Source organism: Mycobacterium sp. NPDC051804, assembly GCF_044452905.1.
Classification (GTDB): domain Bacteria; phylum Actinomycetota; class Actinomycetes; order Mycobacteriales; family Mycobacteriaceae; genus Mycobacterium.
This window is the reverse complement of record NZ_JBITCD010000006.1, coordinates 164598-183208: the sequence shown is the minus strand read 5'-3', so window position 1 is coordinate 183208 and position 18611 is coordinate 164598. Positions and strand designations below refer to the sequence as shown.

Below are 18611 nucleotides of genomic sequence, written 5' to 3'. Positions count from 1 at the left end.
TTTAGAGGGGGTGTCCATTGGCGTAGGCGGTCGCCCAGTCGCGCACCGTGCGCGCGTACTGGTCGGAATGGTTGTAGGCCCGCAGGGCATCCATCCAGCCCCGGGGTGTGGACAGATCCTTGCCCCGCCAACACAGGTAGCCCGCCGCCGACAGCGCGGCATCGTCGAAGTTGTCCGGGCTGATGACGTTGTCGTTGTTGGCGTCGACGCCATAGAGCTTCCAGGTGTCAGGGATGAACTGCATCGGGCCCATCGCGCGGGCGTGGACCGATTCCTCTTCCTCCTCGTGGCTGACGCCCTCGCTGTCGAAGATCTCGAGGTTGCCGTTGGTGCCGTCCAGACGGACACCGCGGATCGGCGGGGTGACGTCTCCGTTCTCGGCGATCGTCGCGCCGCGGTAGGTGCCGTGATGGCTCTCCACCTCACCGATTCCAGCGAGCGTCGTCCATTCCAGGTGGCAGTCGGGGTTCTCCACCTCGGCCACCCGCGCCGCGTAGGCGTAGGCCTCCAGCGCCTCGATGGGCATTCCCAGCGCGGGGGCACGTTCGGCCGCCCATTGCCGCAGCTGATCAGCGGGCCGCCCGCCAGCGTGCGTGTCGATTTTGGGCACAGGGTCGCCCCCTGGAGGTGGCACCCCCTCCGGAATCGGGGTGCCCACCTGCCATGAACAGCTCGAAGCCATGAGCAGCGCCGTCGCTCCCACTACCGCGACCGCTCGCAGCCAACGCACGCGCGACACCAAACTCCCTCGAACCAACCTCGGTCATGCCATGGTCCCACGCGCTCAAGACGCTGTGGGCAGGCGCGGCCGACACCTTCTACGCCGAATCCCAGTTAACCGGGATCATCGCGAATCGACGACCACCCCTTGATCTTCTCGATCTTCCAGTTCATCGTCATTCTCGCCACCCACGTCGTCGTCCGATGCGTCGACACGCGTCGACTCGGGCTCTTCCGCCGACTCCTCGGGTGTGTCGGGTGCTCGGGCCGCGTCCGGCCAGTGTGCTCGCCACTCCTGTTCGGTGACGTCGCCGAGCGACGCGACGTCCAGTTCCTCCGGCACGTCAGCCCCGCGCCGGTCGGCGGCGACCGCGAGTTCAGTCGTGCGGACGATGTCCATGAATTCCAGGACCGACGAACGCAGCGCGTTCTCGGTATCGACGTGTGGAGCCACTCGCACCGATGTCATGGCCGCCGGAATCAGGTCGACGGGCACCCCAGCCGCGGTTGCCCGCTCGAGCACCTTCTGCGCCAACGCCAGCGCCGGTTGGCCGGTGGGCACGTCGTCGATGACGGAGCGGACGCCCTTTTTCGAGCGCTCCATGGCCTTGCGCTCTTCCCATTGGGCGAGCTGATCCTCCAGTGAGACCTCTTCACCGGCGAGCACCGCAGGCACGCGGTTGATGAGCTTGCGGATGAGGGAGTCCGCGACGTCGTCGATCGAGAACGGGTGCTCGGGTGCGTCCTCGGCGATGCGGGCGTGAAAGAGAACCTGCAGCAACACGTCGCCGAGTTCGTCGCGCAAATCGTCAGCGTTGCCGCTGCGCACCGCGTCGAAGACCTCGTAGGTCTCCTCCAGCAGGTAGCGGCGCAGCGAATCGTGCGTCTGCTGGGATTCCCACGGACCCGACGAGCGCAGCTTGTCCATCATGGCCACCGCGTCCACCAGTCGCTCACCCGATGACGCGCCCGGCGCCTCAATGAGTCTCTCGCCGGCCGCCAGTCGCGTCCTTACCGCGGGGTGCTCCCGGTCCGACGACAGCAGCACCGGCGCGGCTTCGTCGTCGGACGCATCGTAGGAGCACGGCCGGGCCGCAGGCAGTGACCACGGCACCCGTACCGGCATCTCCTCGGTGTACTGGACGTCACCTGCAAGCAGATCGATGGCTTCTACCGGGACCAACGAAGGGCGGCGCGGGTCGACCAAGACGACGGTCACCGGCTACACCCCCTTACGCGTGTCTGACGAGAACGCCCGTCTCGGTTATACCAATTTTGACCGCTGGGCTCCCAGGTGCGGCGATGGCCGCCCCGCCCAGGGGCGGAGCGGCCATCGTGTCACATTTCGTGCCTCAGGACTCCGGCGGGAACAGGTCATCTGGAAGGGTCCAGTGGCCCGGCGCCTGCTCGAAGAACGGGTTGGCGACCCCATTCACCTCGGGCAGCTTCTTCAGCTGTCCCGGCGGGATGTTGAAGAACGGATTCGCCACACCGTTGATGAACGGCGAGTTCTTCAGCTGCCCCGGCGGAATGTGTCCAACCGGCAGCCTGAAGTAGTTGTCAACCTCGGGGAACTGCACAACCGGCACGTTCACATCAGGGACGTTGACAGCCGGCACATTCACATCAGGAACGTTCACAGCCGGCACATTCACATCAGGAACGTTCACAGCCGGCACATTCACATCAGGAACATTCACAGCCGGCACATTCACATCAGGAACGTGCGGAATGCCCGGGACGGGAATCGGCGGCGGCTGCGGCACAGCCTGCGCGAGCCCCGCGCCCAAACCAAGCGCGCCGAGTCCCAGTGCACCGCTGATGGTCGTGGTTACTGCAATTTTCTTGAAGTCCACCTTCAACTCCTTCGCCTTGCGTCAGCGCGATACGCACCAAACAGCCCGGTGGTAATCGCGATGATGTTTCGGTTTACGGAATTGCTTAACCGCCTCGTAGACGATCGCCGCCCGCGGTTTGGACGACAACGCAATACCTTGACCCCCCGCCGTGTATGTCGGGTTCCCCGGGTGCGGCGTTAACAGCGCTGCGCCGTCCGAGGGCGGGTTGAACGGCCGTACAAACCCGTTGACCAGGCGGTTACGCTGTCGATTTTGTTCCAGAAATTATGTCGACACTGCCCTGTGGCTTGCCGTCCAGCGCCAGCAGGAGATCGGCGACCATCTGCACCAGTTCAAGATCACGTAGGCGTGGCGCCGCGACACCGCCGCCCACTCGGGGAATCGGCACCTGCACCGTCGACGTCGTCGCGCGGTACGCCGCGCTCGGATACAGCCGCTTCAGCCGCAGCTGCTGAGAATCCACCAACTGCAACGGCGACAGCTTCAGCGTCGCCTCCGACACCGTGCTCATCTCGGTCACGCCGTAGTGCCGGCACAGCAGTCGCAACCGTGCCACCGCAACCAGACGTCGTGCGGGTTCGGGCAGTGGGCCGTACCTGTCGACGAGTTCGTCGATCACCGCGTCCACTGCAGCATCGTCCGCAGCCGCCGCCAGCCTGCGATAGGCCTCCAACCGCAGACGGTCACTCCCGATGTAGTCCGGCGGCAGGTGCGCGTCGACCGGCAGATCGATCCGCACATCCTTCGGTTCCTCCGGCGCCAGAACGGTTTTCCCGTCGGCCGCGGCGCGATAGGCCTCCACCGCCTCACCGACCAGGCGCACGTAGAGGTCGAAGCCGACGCCGGCGACGTGGCCGGACTGCTCCGCCCCGAGAACGTTTCCAGCGCCGCGGATTTCGAGGTCCTTCAACGCGACGGCCATACCGGCGCCGAGTTCGTTATTCTGCGCGATGGTCGCGAGACGGTCATATGCGGTCTCGGTGAGCGGAACCTCGGGCGGGTAAAGGAAATACGCGTAGCCGCGCTCGCGGCTACGACCCACCCGGCCCCGCAGCTGATGCAACTGCGACAGGCCGAAGGTGTCTGCGCGCTCGACGATCAACGTGTTGGCGTTCGAAATGTCCAGTCCCGTCTCGACAATCGTGGTGCACACCAGGATGTCGAACTCGCGGTTCCAGAAGCCCTCGACGGTCTTCTCCAGCTGCTCCTCGGGCATCTGCCCATGCGCGACGGCGACGCGGGCCTCGGGGACCAGCGCGCTGACCTTCGCCGCGGCCTGGTCGATCGACCGCACCCGGTTGTGGATGTAGAACGCCTGCCCGTCGCGCAGCATCTCGCGTCGCAGCGCTGCTGCGACCTGCTTGTCGTCGTGCGGACCGACGTAGGTCAACACCGGGTAGCGCTCTTCGGGCGGGGTGAGGATCGTCGACATCTCCCGGATGCCCGCCAGGCTCATCTCCAGCGTGCGGGGAATCGGGGTGGCGCTCATCGTCAGCACGTCGACGTGGGTGCGCATCGACTTGATGTGCTCCTTGTGCTCGACGCCGAATCGCTGTTCCTCGTCGACCACGACCAGGCCGAGGTCCTTCCACATCACCCCGGTCTGCAACAGCCGGTGGGTGCCGATCACGATGTCAACCGAGCCGTCCTTCATGCCCTCGAGCACCCCGCGCGACTCCGCGGGGTCGGTGAACCGGGACAGCCCCTTCACGGTGACGGGGAAGCCGGCCATGCGCGCGGTGAACGTCTGCAAATGCTGGTCGGCCAGCAGCGTCGTCGGCACCAGGACCGCGACCTGCTTACCGTCCTGCACCGCCTTGAACGCCGCCCGCACCGCGATCTCGGTCTTGCCGTAGCCGACGTCACCACAGATCACGCGATCCATCGGGACCGGCTTCTCCATGTCGCCCTTGACCTCGGTGATGGCCGTGAGCTGGTCGACCGTCTCGGTGAACCCGAACGCGTCCTCCATCTCGTTCTGCCACGGAGTGTCGGGTCCGAACGCGTGCCCCGGCGAGGCCTGTCGCTTGGCGTACAGCGAGACCAGCTCGGCCGCGATCTCGCGCACGGCGCGGCGGGCCTTGGTCTTGGTGTTCGTCCAGTCGCTGCCGCCGAGCTTGCTCAATGTCGGCGATTCACCGCCGACGTAGCGCGACAGCTGATCCAGTGAGTCCATCGGCACGTACAGCCGGTCGGAGCCGCCGCCGCGTTTCGAGGACGCGTATTCCAGCACCAGGTATTCGCGGCGGGCGCCGCCGACCACCCGTTCGGTCATCTCGACGAACCGGCCGATGCCGTGCTGGTCGTGCACCACGAGATCGCCCGCGGTCAGCGCCAGCGGATCGACGACGTTGCGTCGCTTGGCCGCCAGCCGCTTGCCCTCGGTGGCCGCGACCCGGTTGCCCGTCAGATCCGTCTCGGTGATCACCACCAGGTTGGCACCGGGTATCACGACGCCGTCGTGCAACGGCCCCTTGAGCACGTTGACGATCCCGTCCCGCAGATCCTCACCGGGCTCCAAACAGACTGCCGCCGTATCGGATTCACGTAGTTGTTCGACAATGCGGTGCGCGGTGCCGGTACCGGGTGCGACGACGGCGGCGTGCCCGCCGGTGAGGACGTGAGCGCGCAGCATCGCGAAGATCTCGGTGACATTGCTCTGCTGGCCGCGCGCCGATGGCGCCGGACGGATGTCGAGCTCGAGTGCGGACTCGTCGGACAGCTGGCTCAGCGTCCACCACGGGTGACCACCGTCGCGGGCCGCGGTGCGGGCGTCGTCCAGCTCGATGAAGCCTGACGCGCCCATCGCCTCCAGGTCGATCGGCGCGTCACCGCCCACCGCCGCCGCCGACCAGGACGCCTCCAGGAACTCGCGACCCGTCTTGATCAAGTCGGCCGCGCGGGTGCGGATCTTCTCGGGGTCGCAGATCAGCACCGGGGTGCCCGACGGCAGATGTGCGGTCAGCGTGGCCAGGTCGGTCGGACGCAGCAGCGGCAGCAGCGCCTCCATGCCATCGACGGGAATGCCCTCTGACAGCTTGGCGAGCATGTCGGGCACGCTGCCGGACACCGAGTTGTCGACAACCGGGTGATCAGCGGCCAGGTCGGCGGCGCGGACGCGGACGTCCGCGGTCAGCAGCACCTCACGGCATGGCACGGCGATGAGCACGGCGACGTCGATCTCGGGGATCGACCGCTGATCGGCGACGGAGAACATCCTCATCTCCGACACCTCGTCGCCCCAGAACTCGATGCGAACCGGATGTTCGGCGGTCGGCGGGAAGACATCGAGGATGCCGCCGCGCACCGCGAACTCACCGCGCTTGCCGACCATGTCGACGCGGGTGTAGGCCAAATCCACCAGTCGCGCGATCACTTGGTCAAAGTCCGCTTCGGAGCCCACGCTCAGCGTCACCGGGTCGATGTCGGCCAGGTCGGAAGCCATCGGCTGCAGCAGCGATCTGGTCGTCGTCACGACGACGCGCAGCGGTGGGCCGAGGCGCTCGTCGTCTGGATATGCGAGGCGTCGCAGCAGCATCAGGCGCGCGCCGACGGTGTCGACGCCCGGGGAGAGCCGCTCATGCGGCAGCGTCTCCCAGGACGGGAACAGTGCGACGGCGTCGCCGAACACGCCCTGCAATTCGGCGGTCAGGTCGTCGGCCTCGCGACCGGTCGCGGTGACGACCAGTAGCGGGCCTGCTGAGGCGAGCGCGCTCGCGACGTACACCCGCGCGCTGGCCGGCCCGACCAGTGCCAGATCGGCCGGTTTGTCGGCGGCGCGGTCGACGACCTTCTGCAGCGAAGGGTCCCGTAGCGCCAGTTCGACGATCCCGGCGATCGGGGTCTGGGCATGGGTGATCCCCGATGACGTCATGATGCGTCCATCGTAGGTCGGGTCGACTTCGTCAAAATCTCGGCAGGCGGTGTCAAGACACCGTCAAGAGGTGCTACCGGCGCGGCTGCGGCGGGCACGGTGGTTTTATGACGCTTCTGGATTTCATACCGTCGCTGCAGCACGCCGCCCCGTCACGCATCGACCCCGCGGTGTGGCCGTTGACGGCCCGTGTCGACGAATGCGGCCGGCTCTGTGTCGGCGGGGTGCCGCTTTCGGAGGTGGCCGACGAGTTCGGCACTCCTGCCTACGTCATCGACGAGGCTGATTTCCGGCATCGCGCCCGGGTGTACCGCGCCATGTTGCGGAACTCCGAGGTCGTCTATGCGGGCACGTCGCTGCTGACCACCGCGGTGGCTAGGTGGGTCCGCGAGGAGGGCCTCGGACTCGATGTGTGCTCGGGTGGGGAGCTGGCGACGGCGCTGGCCGGCGGTGTCGATCCGGCGCGAATCATCATGCACGGCAACGCGAAGACGCCGTGTGAGTTGCGTGACGCGACCGCGGTCGGCGTGGGCCGGATCGTGGTGAACTCCGGCACCGAGATCGCCCTGCTCGCCTGCGAGGCCCCGCGGCCGCAACGGGTGCTGCTGCGAATCACCCCCGATATCGACAACGATCATGCCGCGATGGCGGTGACCCGCATCCTGCATCAACCACTACTCGACCTGGTGGGCCTGCACTGCCACATCGGGTCGCAGGTGGTCGACGCGTCGCGGTACGGCGAGGCGATCCGCCGGATGATCGTCGCGTTGTCGGACATCCGAACCGCCCACGGCGTGGTGCTGAGCGAGCTCAATATCGGTGGTGGGCATGGGATTCCGTATGTCGCCGGCGACCCGGAGCTTAGCCTGGCCGAATTGGCCGACGTCATTGACGACGCACTCGACGCGGCGTGTGCCGCGGAGCGCTTCCCGCGCCCGCGCGTCGTCGTCGAGCCGGGCCGGGCAATGTCGGCGCGCGCCGGCGTGACGCTGTACCGCGTCGTCTCGGTGAAGACGCAGCCCGGCGAACGGACGTTGGTCGCCGTCGACGGTGGCATGAGCGACAATCCGCGCGTCGGGCTGTACGGCGCGAAATACAGTGTGACGCTTGCCAACCGCCACTCACTCGTGTCGACCCGTCCGGCGACGGTGGCGGGTCGTCATTGCGAAGCCGGTGACGAAATCGCCCGTGACGTCCCGCTGCCCGCCGACATGCATCCCGGCGACGTGCTCGCCGTCGCGTGCACGGGGGCCTATCACCACAGCATGGCGTCGAACTACAACCTCGTCGGCCGTCCCCCGGTGGTCGCGGTGAGCGGCGGACGTCCGCGCGAGATCGTGCGCAGGGAGACGATCGCGGACCTGCTATCGCGTGACTGCGGCTAGTCGTCGAGCAGCGGCGGGTCGTGCTCGAGGTGCGTCAGCCCGTTCCAGCACAGGTTGACCAGATGCGCGGCGACGACCTCTTTCTTGGGCTCCCGCACGTCGAGCCACCACTGCGCGGTCATCGAGACCGAGCCGACCAGGGCCTGTGCGTACAGCGGCGCCATCTCAGCGTCCAGTCCTCGGCGCGAGAAGTCCCCGGCCAAGATCGAGGACACCTGGTTGACGGCCTCGTTGAGCAGCGTGGAGTAGGTGCTGCCCGACGTGATCGAGGCCGGGGAGTCGCGAATGAGGATGCGGAACCCGTCGGTGCGCTCGTCGATGTACGTCAGCAGCGCGAGCGTCACCCGCTCGATCCGCAGGCGGGACCGGTTGTTGGTCATCTTCGTGAGCGACGACGTGATGCGGTCCAGCAGCGCCGACATCTCGCGGTCGACGACCACGGCGTACAACCCCTCCTTGCCGCCGAAGTGCTCGTAGACGACGGGTTTGGAGACGTTGGCGCGCTGGGCGATCTCCTCGATCGAGGTGCCCTCGTATCCACGCTCGGCGAATAGCGAGCGCGCGATGTCGATGAGCTGGTGGCGTCGCTCCGCGCCGGTCATTCTGGCGCGAGGCGTACGCATGCTGCTGTCGGGGCCGTCGGGCTTAGGGGGCACTGCCACGGCTTTCAGGGTATGCCCTTCGACTAACATCACGGGTTGATCGATCCGTCGTGGTGTAATCGGCAGCACCTCTGATTTTGGTTCAGATAGTTCAGGTTCGAGTCCTGGCGACGGAGCATTTGCGCGGCGTGGGCCCACACAAGTCGGCGAGCGTGCGCAAACTGGCCAAGGAAGACGGCGTGTCGCCCGCATACACGCACGTTCGCGGGGAAGGGAGCCTTATGACCCAGAGGCCCACAGATTCCGCCGTCGTGGTCTTGGCGGCAGGCGCGGGCACGCGGATGCGTTCCGCCACCCCCAAAATGCTCCACCCGATCGCCGGCCGCAGCATGCTGTCGCACGCCCTGCACGCCGTCGCCAAGGCAGCGCCGCAGCACCTCGTCGTCGTGGTAGGTAAGGACCGCGACAAGGTGGTGCCCGCCGTCCAAGGGCTCGCCGGCGCTCTCGGCCGCAGCATCGACATCGCGGTTCAGGAGCAGCAGCTGGGCACCGGCCATGCCGTCGCCTGCGGCCTGACCGCACTACCCGCCGACTTCACCGGCACCGTGGTCGTCACCTTGAGTGACGTACCGCTGCTGGACGCCGAGACGCTCGCCGACCTGATCGCCGTGCACAGCTCTGAATCCGCCGCGGCGACGGTGGTGACGACGACGCTGCCCGACCCGACCGGTTACGGCCGCATCCTGCGCACCCAGGACCGCGAGGTGATCGGCATCGTCGAACAGGCCGACGCCACCCCGTCGCAGCGGGCCATCACCGAGGTCAACGCCGGCGTCTACGCCTTCGACATCACCGCGCTGCGGCCGGCGCTGAGCCAGCTGCGCTCGGACAACGCGCAGCACGAGCAGTACCTGACGGACGTCATCTCCATGATGCGTTCCGGCGGCCGCGTGGTGCGGGCCAAGCACGTCGACGACGCCATGCTGGTCGCCGGCGTCAACGACCGGGTGCAGTTGGCTGCGCTGGGCGCCGAGATGAATCGCCGCATCGTGACCGCACACCAGCGTGCCGGGGTGACGATCACCGATCCGACAACCACGTGGATCGACGTCGACGTCACGATCGGCCGCGACACGGTCGTGTACCCGGGCACGCAGCTGCTCGGGTCGACCCGCATCGGTGAAAGCTGCCAGATCGGCCCCGACACCACGCTGACCGATGTCACCATCGGCGACGAGGCGATGGTGGTCCGCACCCACGGCAGTCAGTCGGAGATCGGGGGCGGAGCGGCCGTCGGCCCGTTCGCGTACCTGCGGCCCGGCACGGTGCTCGGCGCCGAGGGCAAGCTCGGCGCATTCGTCGAGACGAAGAACTCCACGATCGGTGCCGGTACGAAGGTGCCCCACCTGACCTACGTCGGCGACGCGGACATCGGTGAGCAGAGCAACATCGGCGCGTCCAGCGTCTTCGTCAACTACGACGGCGAGAACAAGAACCGCACCACCATCGGCTCACACGTGCGGACCGGATCCGACACGATGTTCGTCGCTCCGGTCACCATCGGCGACGGCGCCTACACCGGCGCGGGCACCGTGGTGCGCGAGGACGTGCCGCCGGGCGCGCTGGCCGTTTCGGCCGGGCCCCAACGAAACGTCGAGGGTTGGGTGTCACGGAAGCGACCCGGATCCAAAGCCGACGAGGCCGCACGTCGCGCCGCCGGCGAAGATCCCGGCCCGGACGACGCCGCAAAGCCGTGAGCCGGTTGCCAGGTGTTCGGTATCTGGCAACCCGTACGATTGAGCCGATATCGATCCCGAGCAATGAGGGCACCGTGGGCACCGAGTGGACCGACAACCGCAAAAATCTGATGCTGTTCTCGGGTCGCGCGCACCCCGAACTGGCTGAACAGGTCGCCAAAGAGCTCGACGTCCACGTCACCGCTCAGACGGCCCGCGACTTCGCCAACGGCGAGATCTTCGTGCGCTTCGACGAGTCGGTCCGCGGCTGCGACGCGTTCGTCTTGCAGTCCCACCCCGCGCCACTCAACCAGTGGCTGATGGAACAGCTGCTCATGATCGACGCGCTCAAACGAGGCAGCGCCAAGCGGATCACCGCGATCCTGCCGTTCTATCCGTACGCCCGCCAGGACAAGAAGCATCGGGGCCGCGAGCCGATCTCGGCGCGGCTGGTCGCCGACCTCCTGAAGACGGCGGGCGCGAACCGGATCCTCACGGTCGATCTGCACACCGATCAGATCCAGGGCTTCTTCGACGGGCCCGTCGACCACATGCGGGCGCAGAAGCTGCTGACCGGTTACATCGCCGAGAACTACTCCGACCACGACATGGTTGTGGTCTCCCCCGACTCCGGCCGCGTGCGCGTCGCCGAGAAGTGGGCCGACTCGCTGGGCGGCGTTCCGCTGGCCTTCATCCACAAGACCCGCGACCCGTTGGTGCCCAATCAGGTGAAGTCCAACCGCGTCGTCGGCGACGTGAAGGGCAAGACCTGCATCCTGACCGACGACATGATCGACACCGGTGGCACCATCGCCGGCGCGGTGAATCTGCTGCGCGCCGACGGGGCCAGCGACGTCATCGTCGCCGCCACCCACGGTGTGCTGAGCGACCCGGCGGCGCAGCGCCTGGCCGACTGCGGTACGCGCGAGGTCATCGTCACCAACACACTGCCGATCGGCGAGGAGAAGCGCTTCCCGCAGCTGACCGTGCTGTCGATCGCACCGCTACTGGCCAACACCATTCGCGCGGTGTTCGACAACGGTTCTGTCACAAGCCTTTTCGACGGGTCGGCGTAGTGCCTGAAGCGCGGATTTACCACAATCCGAAGTGCTCGACCTCCCGCAAGACTCTGGAGTTGCTGCGGGACAACGGCATCGAGCCGGCGGTGGTTCAGTACCTCAAGACACCGCCGACGCGCGACGAACTCGTGAAGATGATCGAGGATGCGGGTATCGAGGTGCACACCGCGGTGCGTAAGCGCGAATCGCTCTACGGCGAACTGAACCTCGCGGATGCCAGCGACGACGAACTGCTCGACGCGATGGCCGAGAACCCGATCCTCATCGAGCGCCCCTTCGTGGTGACAGCGAAGGGTACGAGGCTGGCCCGGCCGATCGACGCGGTACGCGAGATTCTGTGAGGGTTCGCCACCGCGTGGTAGCCGCCGCGTTGGCGGTCCTCGCCGCGTCGGGTTGCGCGCCGGAACCGCCTGACTACCAGTCACTGTTGTCGACGACACCGACGACGACCACCACCACCGCCGAGGAGGGCGCCGAAGCGGCGGTGCCGATCGCGACGTACCTGGAGCAGAAGGGCGTCGTCGGTGAACCCATCCCGGCCGACAAACTCACCGACCTGACGGTGACGTATCCGACGCCGCCGGGCTGGAAGCCGTTCTTCAACTCGAATCTGTCGCCGGGTACGCGGGTGATCGCAGAGGGCACCACCTATCCGATGGCGATGGTGATCGTGTTCAAGCTCAACGGCGACTTCGATGTCCAAGAGGCGATCGGGCACGGCTACGTCGACGCCGAGATGTCGGAGAACTTCAAGCGCCTCAACGCGTCGATGGACAACTTCAAGGGTTTCCCGTCGGCCATGATCGAGGGCAGCTACGACCTCAACGGCGAACGGATGCACACCTACAACCGCATCGTCATCGCGACCGGAGCGCCGCCGGCCAACCAGCGGTACCTCATCCAGTTCACGGTGACGGGTTACGCGAACAAGGCCGCCGAGGAGGCGCCCGATATCGAGGCGATCATCCGGGGCTTCAACGTCGCAGTGCCGAAGTAGCTTTTTCGCGAAATGGCATTCCAGCAGAGAGAGTACGAGTAGAGCCCTGCGAGGATTCAACCTCGGGGATTACGGACGCCAACCGCGCGAGATCATCGCGTTCCACGCCCGTCGCACGATGTCCTTCGGGTGGTCTTCCTTGATGACGCGCAGCACGATCCAGCCGAGGCTCTCGATGATCGGTATGACCCGCTGGTCCTTCACATATTGCAAGCGAGACGTCTGATGCTGCTCGCCGTCGTACTCAGCAAGGACCATGAAATCCTCCCAACCCATGTCGACGGTGCGAAGCACTCTTCCGTCAGGACCGAAGATCGGTATCTGCGTGGTCGGCCTCGGGAGGCCTGTATCCATGTAGAGAAGTCGTAGCCATGTTTCTCGCGGCGAGGCGGCACCCCCGTCCACGATCGGCAGCGCCTTTTTGAGGAGCCTGACGCCTCGCGCACCGCGATACCGCTTCGCCAGGAGTAAGACGTCCTCTTCGGAGAAGGCCCTTGCGCGCATCAGGGCGTCCATCCGCGCGATGGCTTGACCCCGCTCCAGGTAGCGGCCCAGATCGGTCGCCGTTCGAGCGGGCGTCGCGACTGGCATCCCCTGGAGGATCTGGGTCTCGTCATCACCGATTCGTTCGTTGCGCGCGACAATGCCTTTCGGCGGATGCGCGCTGTTGTACAGCAACTCGATCTCGGCATCAGCGTCGACCCATTCAGCACCGTGCAACGCCGATGCGGCCACTCCGGTGATGATCCCTCGCCGCTTCGACCACAGCCACGCTCCGGTAGCCCGATCGGCAAGTGACAGGTCGTGCCACCTGGGTGCGTAGACATTCGGATACAACGGCCGATACCACCGCGCGAGCTCGTGTCGAGTCACCGCGCCGCGCGCGACGGCTTCGGTGCCGATGAATACCTCCCCCATGGCGAGATCTTGCAGACTCGCACCGACACGTCCGCGAGATTGCATCCGCGCAGGGCTCTACTCGTACTTTCGCTGCTGGAATGCCATTTCGCGGCATATTAGGGTGGGCGCCATGAGTCAATGGACCGCCGCCGACTTGCCGTCCTTCGCCGGACGGACCGTAATCGTGACTGGAGCCAACAGTGGCCTGGGCCTGATCACCGCCCGTGAGCTGGCCCGCGTCGGCGCCAAGACGATTCTCGCCGTGCGCAACACGGCCAAGGGCGACGAGGCCGCCGCATCCATCACCGGCCCCGGTTTCGGCCCTGTCGAGGTACGCAAGCTCGATCTGCAGGACCTCGCCTCGGTGCGCGCCTTCGCTGAAGGCGTCGACAAGGTCGACGTGCTGGTGAACAACGCAGGCATCATGGCGGTCCCCTACGCGCTGACGGTCGACGGATTCGAGAGTCAGATCGGCACCAACCACCTCGGCCACTTCGCGCTGACGAATCTGCTGCTGCCCAAGATCACCGACCGCGTGGTGACGGTGTCCTCCGGGTTGCATCTGCTCGGCCAGATCAACCTCAAGGACCTGAACTGGAAGGCGCGGCCCTATTCGCCGTGGCGGGCATACGGGCAGTCGAAGCTGGCCAACCTCCTGTTCACCAGCGAGCTGCAGAAGCGACTCGACGCAGCAGGGTCACCGCTTAAGGCGCACGCCGCCCATCCGGGTTACTCCGCGACCAACCTGCAGGGCAACACCGGCCGCAAGCTGGGCGATGCGTTGATGACGTTCGCCAACAAACTCGCCACCGACGCCGACTTCGGCGCCCGCCAGACGCTCTACGCGGTCGCCAAGGACCTCCCCGGCGGCACGTTCGTCGGGCCGCAGTTCGCGATGTGGGGCCCGACCGGACCCACCCCGCTACGCGGTCCGCTGGCCCGCGACGCCGAGAAGGCTACCGGCCTGTGGCAGCTGTCCGAGCAGCTCACCGACACCAAATTCGGGCTCTGATTTGGGGTTGAGCTGCAGCTCCGGCTACTCTGGCTGCTAATCACGGCGAGGGTGGTCCTGCCACCGTTATCGACGCGAACCGATCTCAGAGGTTCCCTGGCCGTGCTCGACCACGACACAGGAGCAGAACCCAATGGCCAAGAACGCGCCGAACAATCTCGCAGCAGCGGTCCGCACGGAAACCGGTAAGGGTGCATCGCGCCGTGCGCGCCGCAACGGCAAGGTGCCCACCGTCCTCTACGGCCACGGCAGCGAACCGCAGCATCTAGAGCTCAACGCCCATGACTTCGCCGCGGTGCTGCGTCACTCCGGCACGAACGCGGTCCTCACCCTCGACATCGAGGGCAAAGAGCAGCTCGCGCTGACCAAGGCGCTGACCATGCACCCGATCCGCCGCACCATCGAGCACGCCGACCTGCTGGTCGTGCGCCGCGGCGAGAAGGTCACCGTCGAGGTCAACGTCATCGTCGAGGGTGAAGCGGCCCCCGGCACCCTGGTGACCCAGGACAGCAACACCATCACCATCGAGGCCGACGTGCAGTCGATCCCCGAAAGCCTCACGGTCTCGGTCGAGGGCGCCGAGGTAGGCACCCAGTTCACCGCGGGTGCGATCACGCTGCCCAGTGGCGTTTCGCTGATCTCCGACGCCGAGACGCTTGTCGTCAACGTCGTCGCCGCCCCGACCGAGGAAGAGCTCGAGGCCGAGGGCGCCGGCGAGGCCGGCGAGGGTGAGGCCGAGGGCGAAGCCGCTGAGGGCGAAGCACCCGAGGGCGAGGGCGAAGCCGGCGAAGAGGCACCCGCCGCGGAATCCGAGTAGCTCGCGATGGCCGAACCTCAACTCGTGGTCGGCCTCGGCAACCCCGGTCCGCAGTACGCCACCACGCGGCACAACCTCGGCTTCCTGGTCGCCGACATCCTGGCCGATCGCATCGGCTCCGGATTCAAGGTGCACAAGAAGTCGGGGGCCGACGTGGTCACCGGTCAGCTCGCCGGGCGGCCGGTGGTGCTCGCCAAACCGCGCTGCTACATGAACGAGTCCGGGCGCCAGGTCGCGCCGTTGGCCAAGTTCTATTCGGTGGCTCCCACGGACGTCATCGTCATCCACGACGAGCTCGACATCGACTTCGGCCGGATCCGGCTGAAGTCCGGCGGCGGGGTCGCGGGCCACAACGGCCTGCGATCGGTGGGATCTGCGCTGGGCTCCAACGACTTTCAGCGGGTCCGAATCGGCATTGGTCGTCCGCCCGGCCGCATGGAAGGCGCAGCTTTCGTGCTCGGCACCTTCACCTCAGCCGAGTGGAAAGAGGTGCCGACCATCTGCGAGCAGGCGGCCGACGCCACTGAACTACTGATAGCTCAGGGGTTGGAGCCGGCACAGAACACCGTGCACGCCTGGGGGTAGTGCGTCAGCCGTGCGTCTGGCTGGCCAGCGTGCTGATCGGCGCTTCGGTGGCGAGGCGGCTGGCCGCGAATTGCACTGCCTGCGTTGTCAATCCGGCCTCGACGTACAGACTGTGCGCTGGCCGGTCGTCGCCGCTGGAGCACACGGGATCGGCACCGTTGCACAGGTCGATGGTCTTGTAGCCGTAACCCGGGCTCAACGCGGTCAGCGGGCCGCCGAGCAGTTTGATTGAGGGGTTACCGAACACAGCCACCGCGGCGACGTGATCGGCGACGGCCGCGGGCATCGGGTTGTTGAAGCCGAGCTGAGGATGATCGGCGATGGCGATGGCATCGATGACGGCAGCACCCTGCGAGAAGCCACCGAGCACGATCTTGGTGTCAGGGCAGGTCGCGACCGTGTTCTGAACGAACGCACTGGCATCGTTGGCGCCCTCTGCGGCGCGCAGGAAGTCGTACGAGGCCGGGTAGTTGACCGCGTACACCGCCACGGACTTGCCAGGCACCAGTGGCCGCAGCGCGTCGACGAACGCATCGCCGACGCGCCCGGCGCCCGCCGGTTCACCCGTGCCGCGGGCGAACACGACCTGGACGTCCGCGCACTCGGCGGGCTGCGCGGAGGCGACACCCGTCGATTCCGACGGGAGTGCGACGAGCGTCACACCCGAAACCATCAGTGCTGCAACACACATCAGCAAACCGCGCAGGACCCCTCGGCTGATCTTCATACCCGGCCAAACGCCATCGAGCCGCGGAACTATTCCATCTAGCGAAATCAGCGTCCGCTGATGCCGCTGTCGACCACCTTGATCCGCTTGTGTGGGAACCGCCGCTCGGCATATTCCTTGGCCACCGAGTTCGGCAGGACGTAGAGCGTCTCCTTCTTTTCCTGTAGCGGTTTGAGGACCAGATCCATGAACCCCTTGCGGTCGTCGAGGTAGGGCTCGATGACGTCCTCACCGGCTGGACACACCGCCAGGCAATAGGCCGCCTTGTAATTGGCCTTGAAGGACAGGCTCTGCCACATCGAGGCATTCTCGGAATCGCTGACTCGCGAACGGAAGTCGGCGGCGTCGTCACTGTCGGCGATGGTCTGCGCCCAGTCAGTGAACCCCCCCATGAACTCGCGGTAGTTGTGAGTTGAGCACGCAAAGAAGTCGAACTCGCCGTCCTTCTTGATCGCACCGACCGGGCAGGCTGCGACGCAAAGCTTGCATTCCAGGCACGGCGAATAGTCAAGCGGCTCACCGTAGCTGCTGATCGGCGCGGCGACGAGCACCGTGCCGAGAAGGATGAAGTTGCCGAACTTCGGGTGAATGACATTGCGGTGGATCCCCATGACGCCGAGACCGGACGCGACAGCTACAGGTTTGTGCGCCACCACCCAGATCCGGCCGGGGAACCGATCCATCTCCATCGGGAACGACATCGACGGGTTGATCGCCCGGTATCCCGCGTCCTCCAGCGCGCGGGTGATCCGGTGCGCGGCTTCGTTCATGATCTCCCCGCTGCGGTGGAACTCCTGATTGGCGACGCTGCGCGCGGTGGATCTGACGTTGTCTCGGTTCATCTTCACGACGAGGGAGATATAGCTCAGGGTGCCGGGTAACGCGGCGTCGACGTGCTCGCGCTCAGAGGCCAGCTCCGGGTTGTCGACGCTGGCGAATGCGACGTCGTCGACGCCCGCTTCCAAGCACACCTTGCGCAACCACTCGGCGGCGATGACCCCGGGTCGCTGCGCGGCTCGCGACCGGACCTTGCGGACCGTCGGGTGGTCGGCGAGGCGGGGCGGGATTCTGTCGGCCATGCTAGGTATAGTACACAATACTCAGCTAGACGGACGTGGCGACTGGTCGCGCAGTTGTCGACGGTCACAGGAACGAGTTCTCCGCGGTGAGCCCGCGCTCGGGGAAGGCGCCCAGCGCGAAGGTCTCGGCGTTGCCCAGCCCGACCCCACCCCCGACGGGATCCTCCACGCGCACCAGCAGATCCCGCAGCTGATGCAGTTCGCGGGCCTTTTCGGGTTGGTCACAGTCGGCGACGTGGTTGCCCTCGACCTTGAGATCGCCGACCCACTGTCCGTACACCCAGTCGTTCCAGCCGTAATAGCCCGCGGTGCCGAGATGAAAGCCGCCCGGCCCGGCTGCGGTGATGGTCAACGGCCGCTTGGAGCCGTCGGCGTCGACGAGGGTGACGGTGCCGTGGGTGAATCGGCGGTTGTCGTCCTGGAAGTGCATGTCCTGTTCGACGGACACGAACCGGTGCGAGGTGCCGTCGTCGTTCTGTTGCTCTGCCTGGCTGCGGATCTCGAGAAACCCGTCGCCACGCTCTTCCTGATACATGACGAACAGCGAGTAGGTCGATCCATCCTGGCGAGTCATCGTCATCGGTAGCCAGGTCATGAACATCTGCTTGATCTTGCGGCCGCCGCGAGGCAGTCCCGGGATCGGCTTGCCGACTCCAGGCCGCAGACCCCACGAATGGTCACGGATCGAAATCCATTTGTCCGCTTCGATTTCGGTGCGCTCGCCGTCCAACTCCACCCACCCGGATGCGACGCCGATCTGGTGGTAGCGCAGCACGTTGTGGGTGACGCGGTAGCCATCAGGGCTCCGGTCGGGCCACGGATCCTCCAGAGCGGTGTCGAAACTCCCGCGCAACTCGACGTCGAAGGCGATGGGGGCGTGCTCAGTGTGATCAAGACTCACGCGGATGGCACGCAACGGCTCCACCACGCGGTAGGTGATTGGCCCGACCTGCGTGCCCGCCGGGTCCGACGACAACCGGCGGCCGGCGCGCACCGTCCACTGCTCGGTGCCGCGGCATACGCCTGCCGCCCCATCGAAGACGCCCCGGTTGGTGTACTTGCCGACACCGAGGACGACCTGCAGTGAGTTGTCGCGGGCGTGGGCGATGGTCCAGATCTTCTCGGTCCACGAGGGATCGGACTGGCTGACCGTCGCGAAGGTATCGACGATCTGATGGGTGAGGAGTTCATCTTCGGGCACCAGGGCGCCGTAATTTGTCGTCAGCACAATGACTGCCT

General features: G+C 66.4%; 17 protein-coding genes and 1 tRNA gene. 9 read left to right on the top strand and 9 right to left on the bottom strand.

Annotated features, from left to right (window positions below; genetic code table 11):
* Position 1: 1 nt before the first annotated feature.
* The 4 genes from ACIA48_RS23745 to mfd all read right to left on the bottom strand — a co-directional run bounded on the left by ACIA48_RS23745 (position 2) and on the right by mfd (position 6453).
* Entirely contained in the window at positions 2 to 739 is a 738-nt protein-coding gene (locus ACIA48_RS23745; protein ID WP_396737304.1) for a lytic transglycosylase domain-containing protein, read from the bottom strand.
* A 105-nt stretch (positions 740 to 844) separates the two neighbouring features.
* Positions 845 to 1939 carry a nucleoside triphosphate pyrophosphohydrolase gene (locus ACIA48_RS23740; protein ID WP_396737302.1) on the bottom strand — a complete coding sequence of 365 codons (1095 nt, stop codon included), beginning with the start codon at positions 1937 to 1939 and terminating at the stop codon, positions 845 to 847.
* A 133-nt stretch (positions 1940 to 2072) separates the two neighbouring features.
* Positions 2073 to 2576: a hypothetical protein gene (locus ACIA48_RS23735; RefSeq protein WP_396738447.1), complete on the bottom strand. Its 504-nt coding sequence runs from the start codon at positions 2574 to 2576 to the stop codon at positions 2073 to 2075.
* A 241-nt stretch (positions 2577 to 2817) separates the two neighbouring features.
* Positions 2818 to 6453 (bottom strand): transcription-repair coupling factor, encoded by a 3636-nt coding sequence (gene mfd / locus ACIA48_RS23730; protein WP_396737299.1) that lies wholly within the window; start codon positions 6451 to 6453, stop codon positions 2818 to 2820.
* A gap of 107 nt (positions 6454 to 6560) precedes the next feature.
* Between mfd and ACIA48_RS23725 the strand changes: the two genes are divergently transcribed.
* Positions 6561 to 7838, top strand: a complete 1278-nt coding sequence (locus ACIA48_RS23725; RefSeq protein ID WP_396737296.1) for a diaminopimelate decarboxylase family protein — start codon at positions 6561 to 6563, stop codon at positions 7836 to 7838.
* Here ACIA48_RS23725 and ACIA48_RS23720 read toward each other — a convergent pair.
* A complete protein-coding gene (locus ACIA48_RS23720) occupies positions 7835 to 8440 on the bottom strand; it encodes a TetR/AcrR family transcriptional regulator (protein ID WP_396738445.1) in 606 nt (201 codons plus the stop codon). The genes ACIA48_RS23725 and ACIA48_RS23720 overlap by 4 nt on opposite strands.
* 104 nt (positions 8441 to 8544) lie before the next feature.
* Between ACIA48_RS23720 and ACIA48_RS23715 the strand changes: the two genes are divergently transcribed.
* From ACIA48_RS23715 to ACIA48_RS23695, 5 genes are all read left to right on the top strand, one after another.
* Positions 8545 to 8616: transfer RNA gene (locus ACIA48_RS23715), tRNA-Gln, on the top strand.
* Positions 8617 to 8721: 105 nt separating this feature from the next.
* Positions 8722 to 10197: a bifunctional UDP-N-acetylglucosamine diphosphorylase/glucosamine-1-phosphate N-acetyltransferase GlmU gene (gene glmU / locus ACIA48_RS23710; RefSeq protein WP_396737293.1), complete on the top strand. Its 1476-nt coding sequence runs from the start codon at positions 8722 to 8724 to the stop codon at positions 10195 to 10197.
* 74 nt (positions 10198 to 10271) lie between these two features.
* Positions 10272 to 11252, top strand: coding sequence for a ribose-phosphate diphosphokinase (locus ACIA48_RS23705; protein WP_396737290.1), 981 nt, complete (start codon positions 10272 to 10274; stop codon positions 11250 to 11252).
* Entirely contained in the window at positions 11252 to 11596 is a 345-nt protein-coding gene (arsC, locus tag ACIA48_RS23700) for an arsenate reductase (glutaredoxin) (RefSeq protein WP_396737288.1), read from the top strand. Before ACIA48_RS23705 ends, arsC begins: the two co-directional genes overlap by 1 nt.
* Positions 11593 to 12252 (top strand): LpqN/LpqT family lipoprotein, encoded by a 660-nt coding sequence (locus tag ACIA48_RS23695; protein WP_396737286.1) that lies wholly within the window; start codon positions 11593 to 11595, stop codon positions 12250 to 12252. The genes arsC and ACIA48_RS23695 overlap by 4 nt, the downstream gene beginning before the upstream one ends.
* Positions 12253 to 12321: 69 nt before the next feature.
* Here the strand turns inward: ACIA48_RS23695 and ACIA48_RS23690 are convergent, their stop codons facing one another.
* Complete coding sequence (locus ACIA48_RS23690) at positions 12322 to 13170, bottom strand: hypothetical protein (protein ID WP_396737284.1); 849 nt, start codon at positions 13168 to 13170, stop codon at positions 12322 to 12324.
* Between the two features lie 112 nt (positions 13171 to 13282).
* Here ACIA48_RS23690 and ACIA48_RS23685 point away from each other — a divergent pair, with 112 nt between their 5' ends.
* The 3 genes from ACIA48_RS23685 (at position 13283) to pth (ending at position 15566) form a co-directional block, all read left to right on the top strand.
* The gene (locus ACIA48_RS23685) at positions 13283 to 14164 is read left to right on the top strand and encodes an oxidoreductase (protein WP_396737282.1); all 882 of its coding nucleotides are present in this window, start codon (positions 13283 to 13285) and stop codon (positions 14162 to 14164) included.
* 133 nt (positions 14165 to 14297) lie between these two features.
* Complete coding sequence (locus ACIA48_RS23680) at positions 14298 to 14981, top strand: 50S ribosomal protein L25/general stress protein Ctc (protein ID WP_396737280.1); 684 nt, start codon at positions 14298 to 14300, stop codon at positions 14979 to 14981.
* Positions 14982 to 14987: 6 nt separating this feature from the next.
* Positions 14988 to 15566: an aminoacyl-tRNA hydrolase gene (pth, locus tag ACIA48_RS23675; RefSeq protein ID WP_396737277.1), complete on the top strand. Its 579-nt coding sequence runs from the start codon at positions 14988 to 14990 to the stop codon at positions 15564 to 15566.
* 4 nt (positions 15567 to 15570) lie between these two features.
* On the opposite strand, the gene ACIA48_RS23670 is transcribed toward pth, so the two are convergent.
* The 3 genes from ACIA48_RS23670 to ACIA48_RS23660 all read right to left on the bottom strand — a co-directional run bounded on the left by ACIA48_RS23670 (position 15571) and on the right by ACIA48_RS23660 (position 18600).
* Positions 15571 to 16293: a cutinase family protein gene (locus ACIA48_RS23670; RefSeq protein WP_396737274.1), complete on the bottom strand. Its 723-nt coding sequence runs from the start codon at positions 16291 to 16293 to the stop codon at positions 15571 to 15573.
* Positions 16294 to 16340: 47 nt separating this feature from the next.
* Complete coding sequence (locus tag ACIA48_RS23665) at positions 16341 to 17372, bottom strand: epoxyqueuosine reductase (RefSeq protein WP_396737272.1); 1032 nt, start codon at positions 17370 to 17372, stop codon at positions 16341 to 16343.
* A 64-nt stretch (positions 17373 to 17436) separates the two neighbouring features.
* The gene (locus ACIA48_RS23660; RefSeq protein ID WP_396737269.1) at positions 17437 to 18600 is read right to left on the bottom strand and encodes a hypothetical protein; all 1164 of its coding nucleotides are present in this window, start codon (positions 18598 to 18600) and stop codon (positions 17437 to 17439) included.
* Positions 18601 to 18611: the final 11 nt, after the last annotated feature.

Excerpts from the sequence above, each read along its gene's own strand:
- mfd (WP_396737299.1), bottom strand. The coding sequence starts at position 6,453 with ATGACGTCATCGGGGATCACCCATGCCCAGACCCCGATCGCCGGGATC.
- ACIA48_RS23725 (WP_396737296.1), top strand. The coding sequence starts at position 6,561 with ATGACGCTTCTGGATTTCATACCGTCGCTGCAGCACGCCGCCCCGTCA.
- ACIA48_RS23720 (WP_396738445.1), bottom strand. The coding sequence starts at position 8,440 with ATGACCGGCGCGGAGCGACGCCACCAGCTCATCGACATCGCGCGCTCG.
- glmU (WP_396737293.1), top strand. The coding sequence starts at position 8,722 with ATGACCCAGAGGCCCACAGATTCCGCCGTCGTGGTCTTGGCGGCAGGC.
- ACIA48_RS23690 (WP_396737284.1), bottom strand. The coding sequence starts at position 13,170 with ATGGGGGAGGTATTCATCGGCACCGAAGCCGTCGCGCGCGGCGCGGTG.
- ACIA48_RS23685 (WP_396737282.1), top strand. The coding sequence starts at position 13,283 with ATGAGTCAATGGACCGCCGCCGACTTGCCGTCCTTCGCCGGACGGACC.
- ACIA48_RS23680 (WP_396737280.1), top strand. The coding sequence starts at position 14,298 with ATGGCCAAGAACGCGCCGAACAATCTCGCAGCAGCGGTCCGCACGGAA.
- pth (WP_396737277.1), top strand. The coding sequence starts at position 14,988 with ATGGCCGAACCTCAACTCGTGGTCGGCCTCGGCAACCCCGGTCCGCAG.
- ACIA48_RS23670 (WP_396737274.1), bottom strand. The coding sequence starts at position 16,293 with ATGAAGATCAGCCGAGGGGTCCTGCGCGGTTTGCTGATGTGTGTTGCA.
- ACIA48_RS23665 (WP_396737272.1), bottom strand. The coding sequence starts at position 17,372 with ATGGCCGACAGAATCCCGCCCCGCCTCGCCGACCACCCGACGGTCCGC.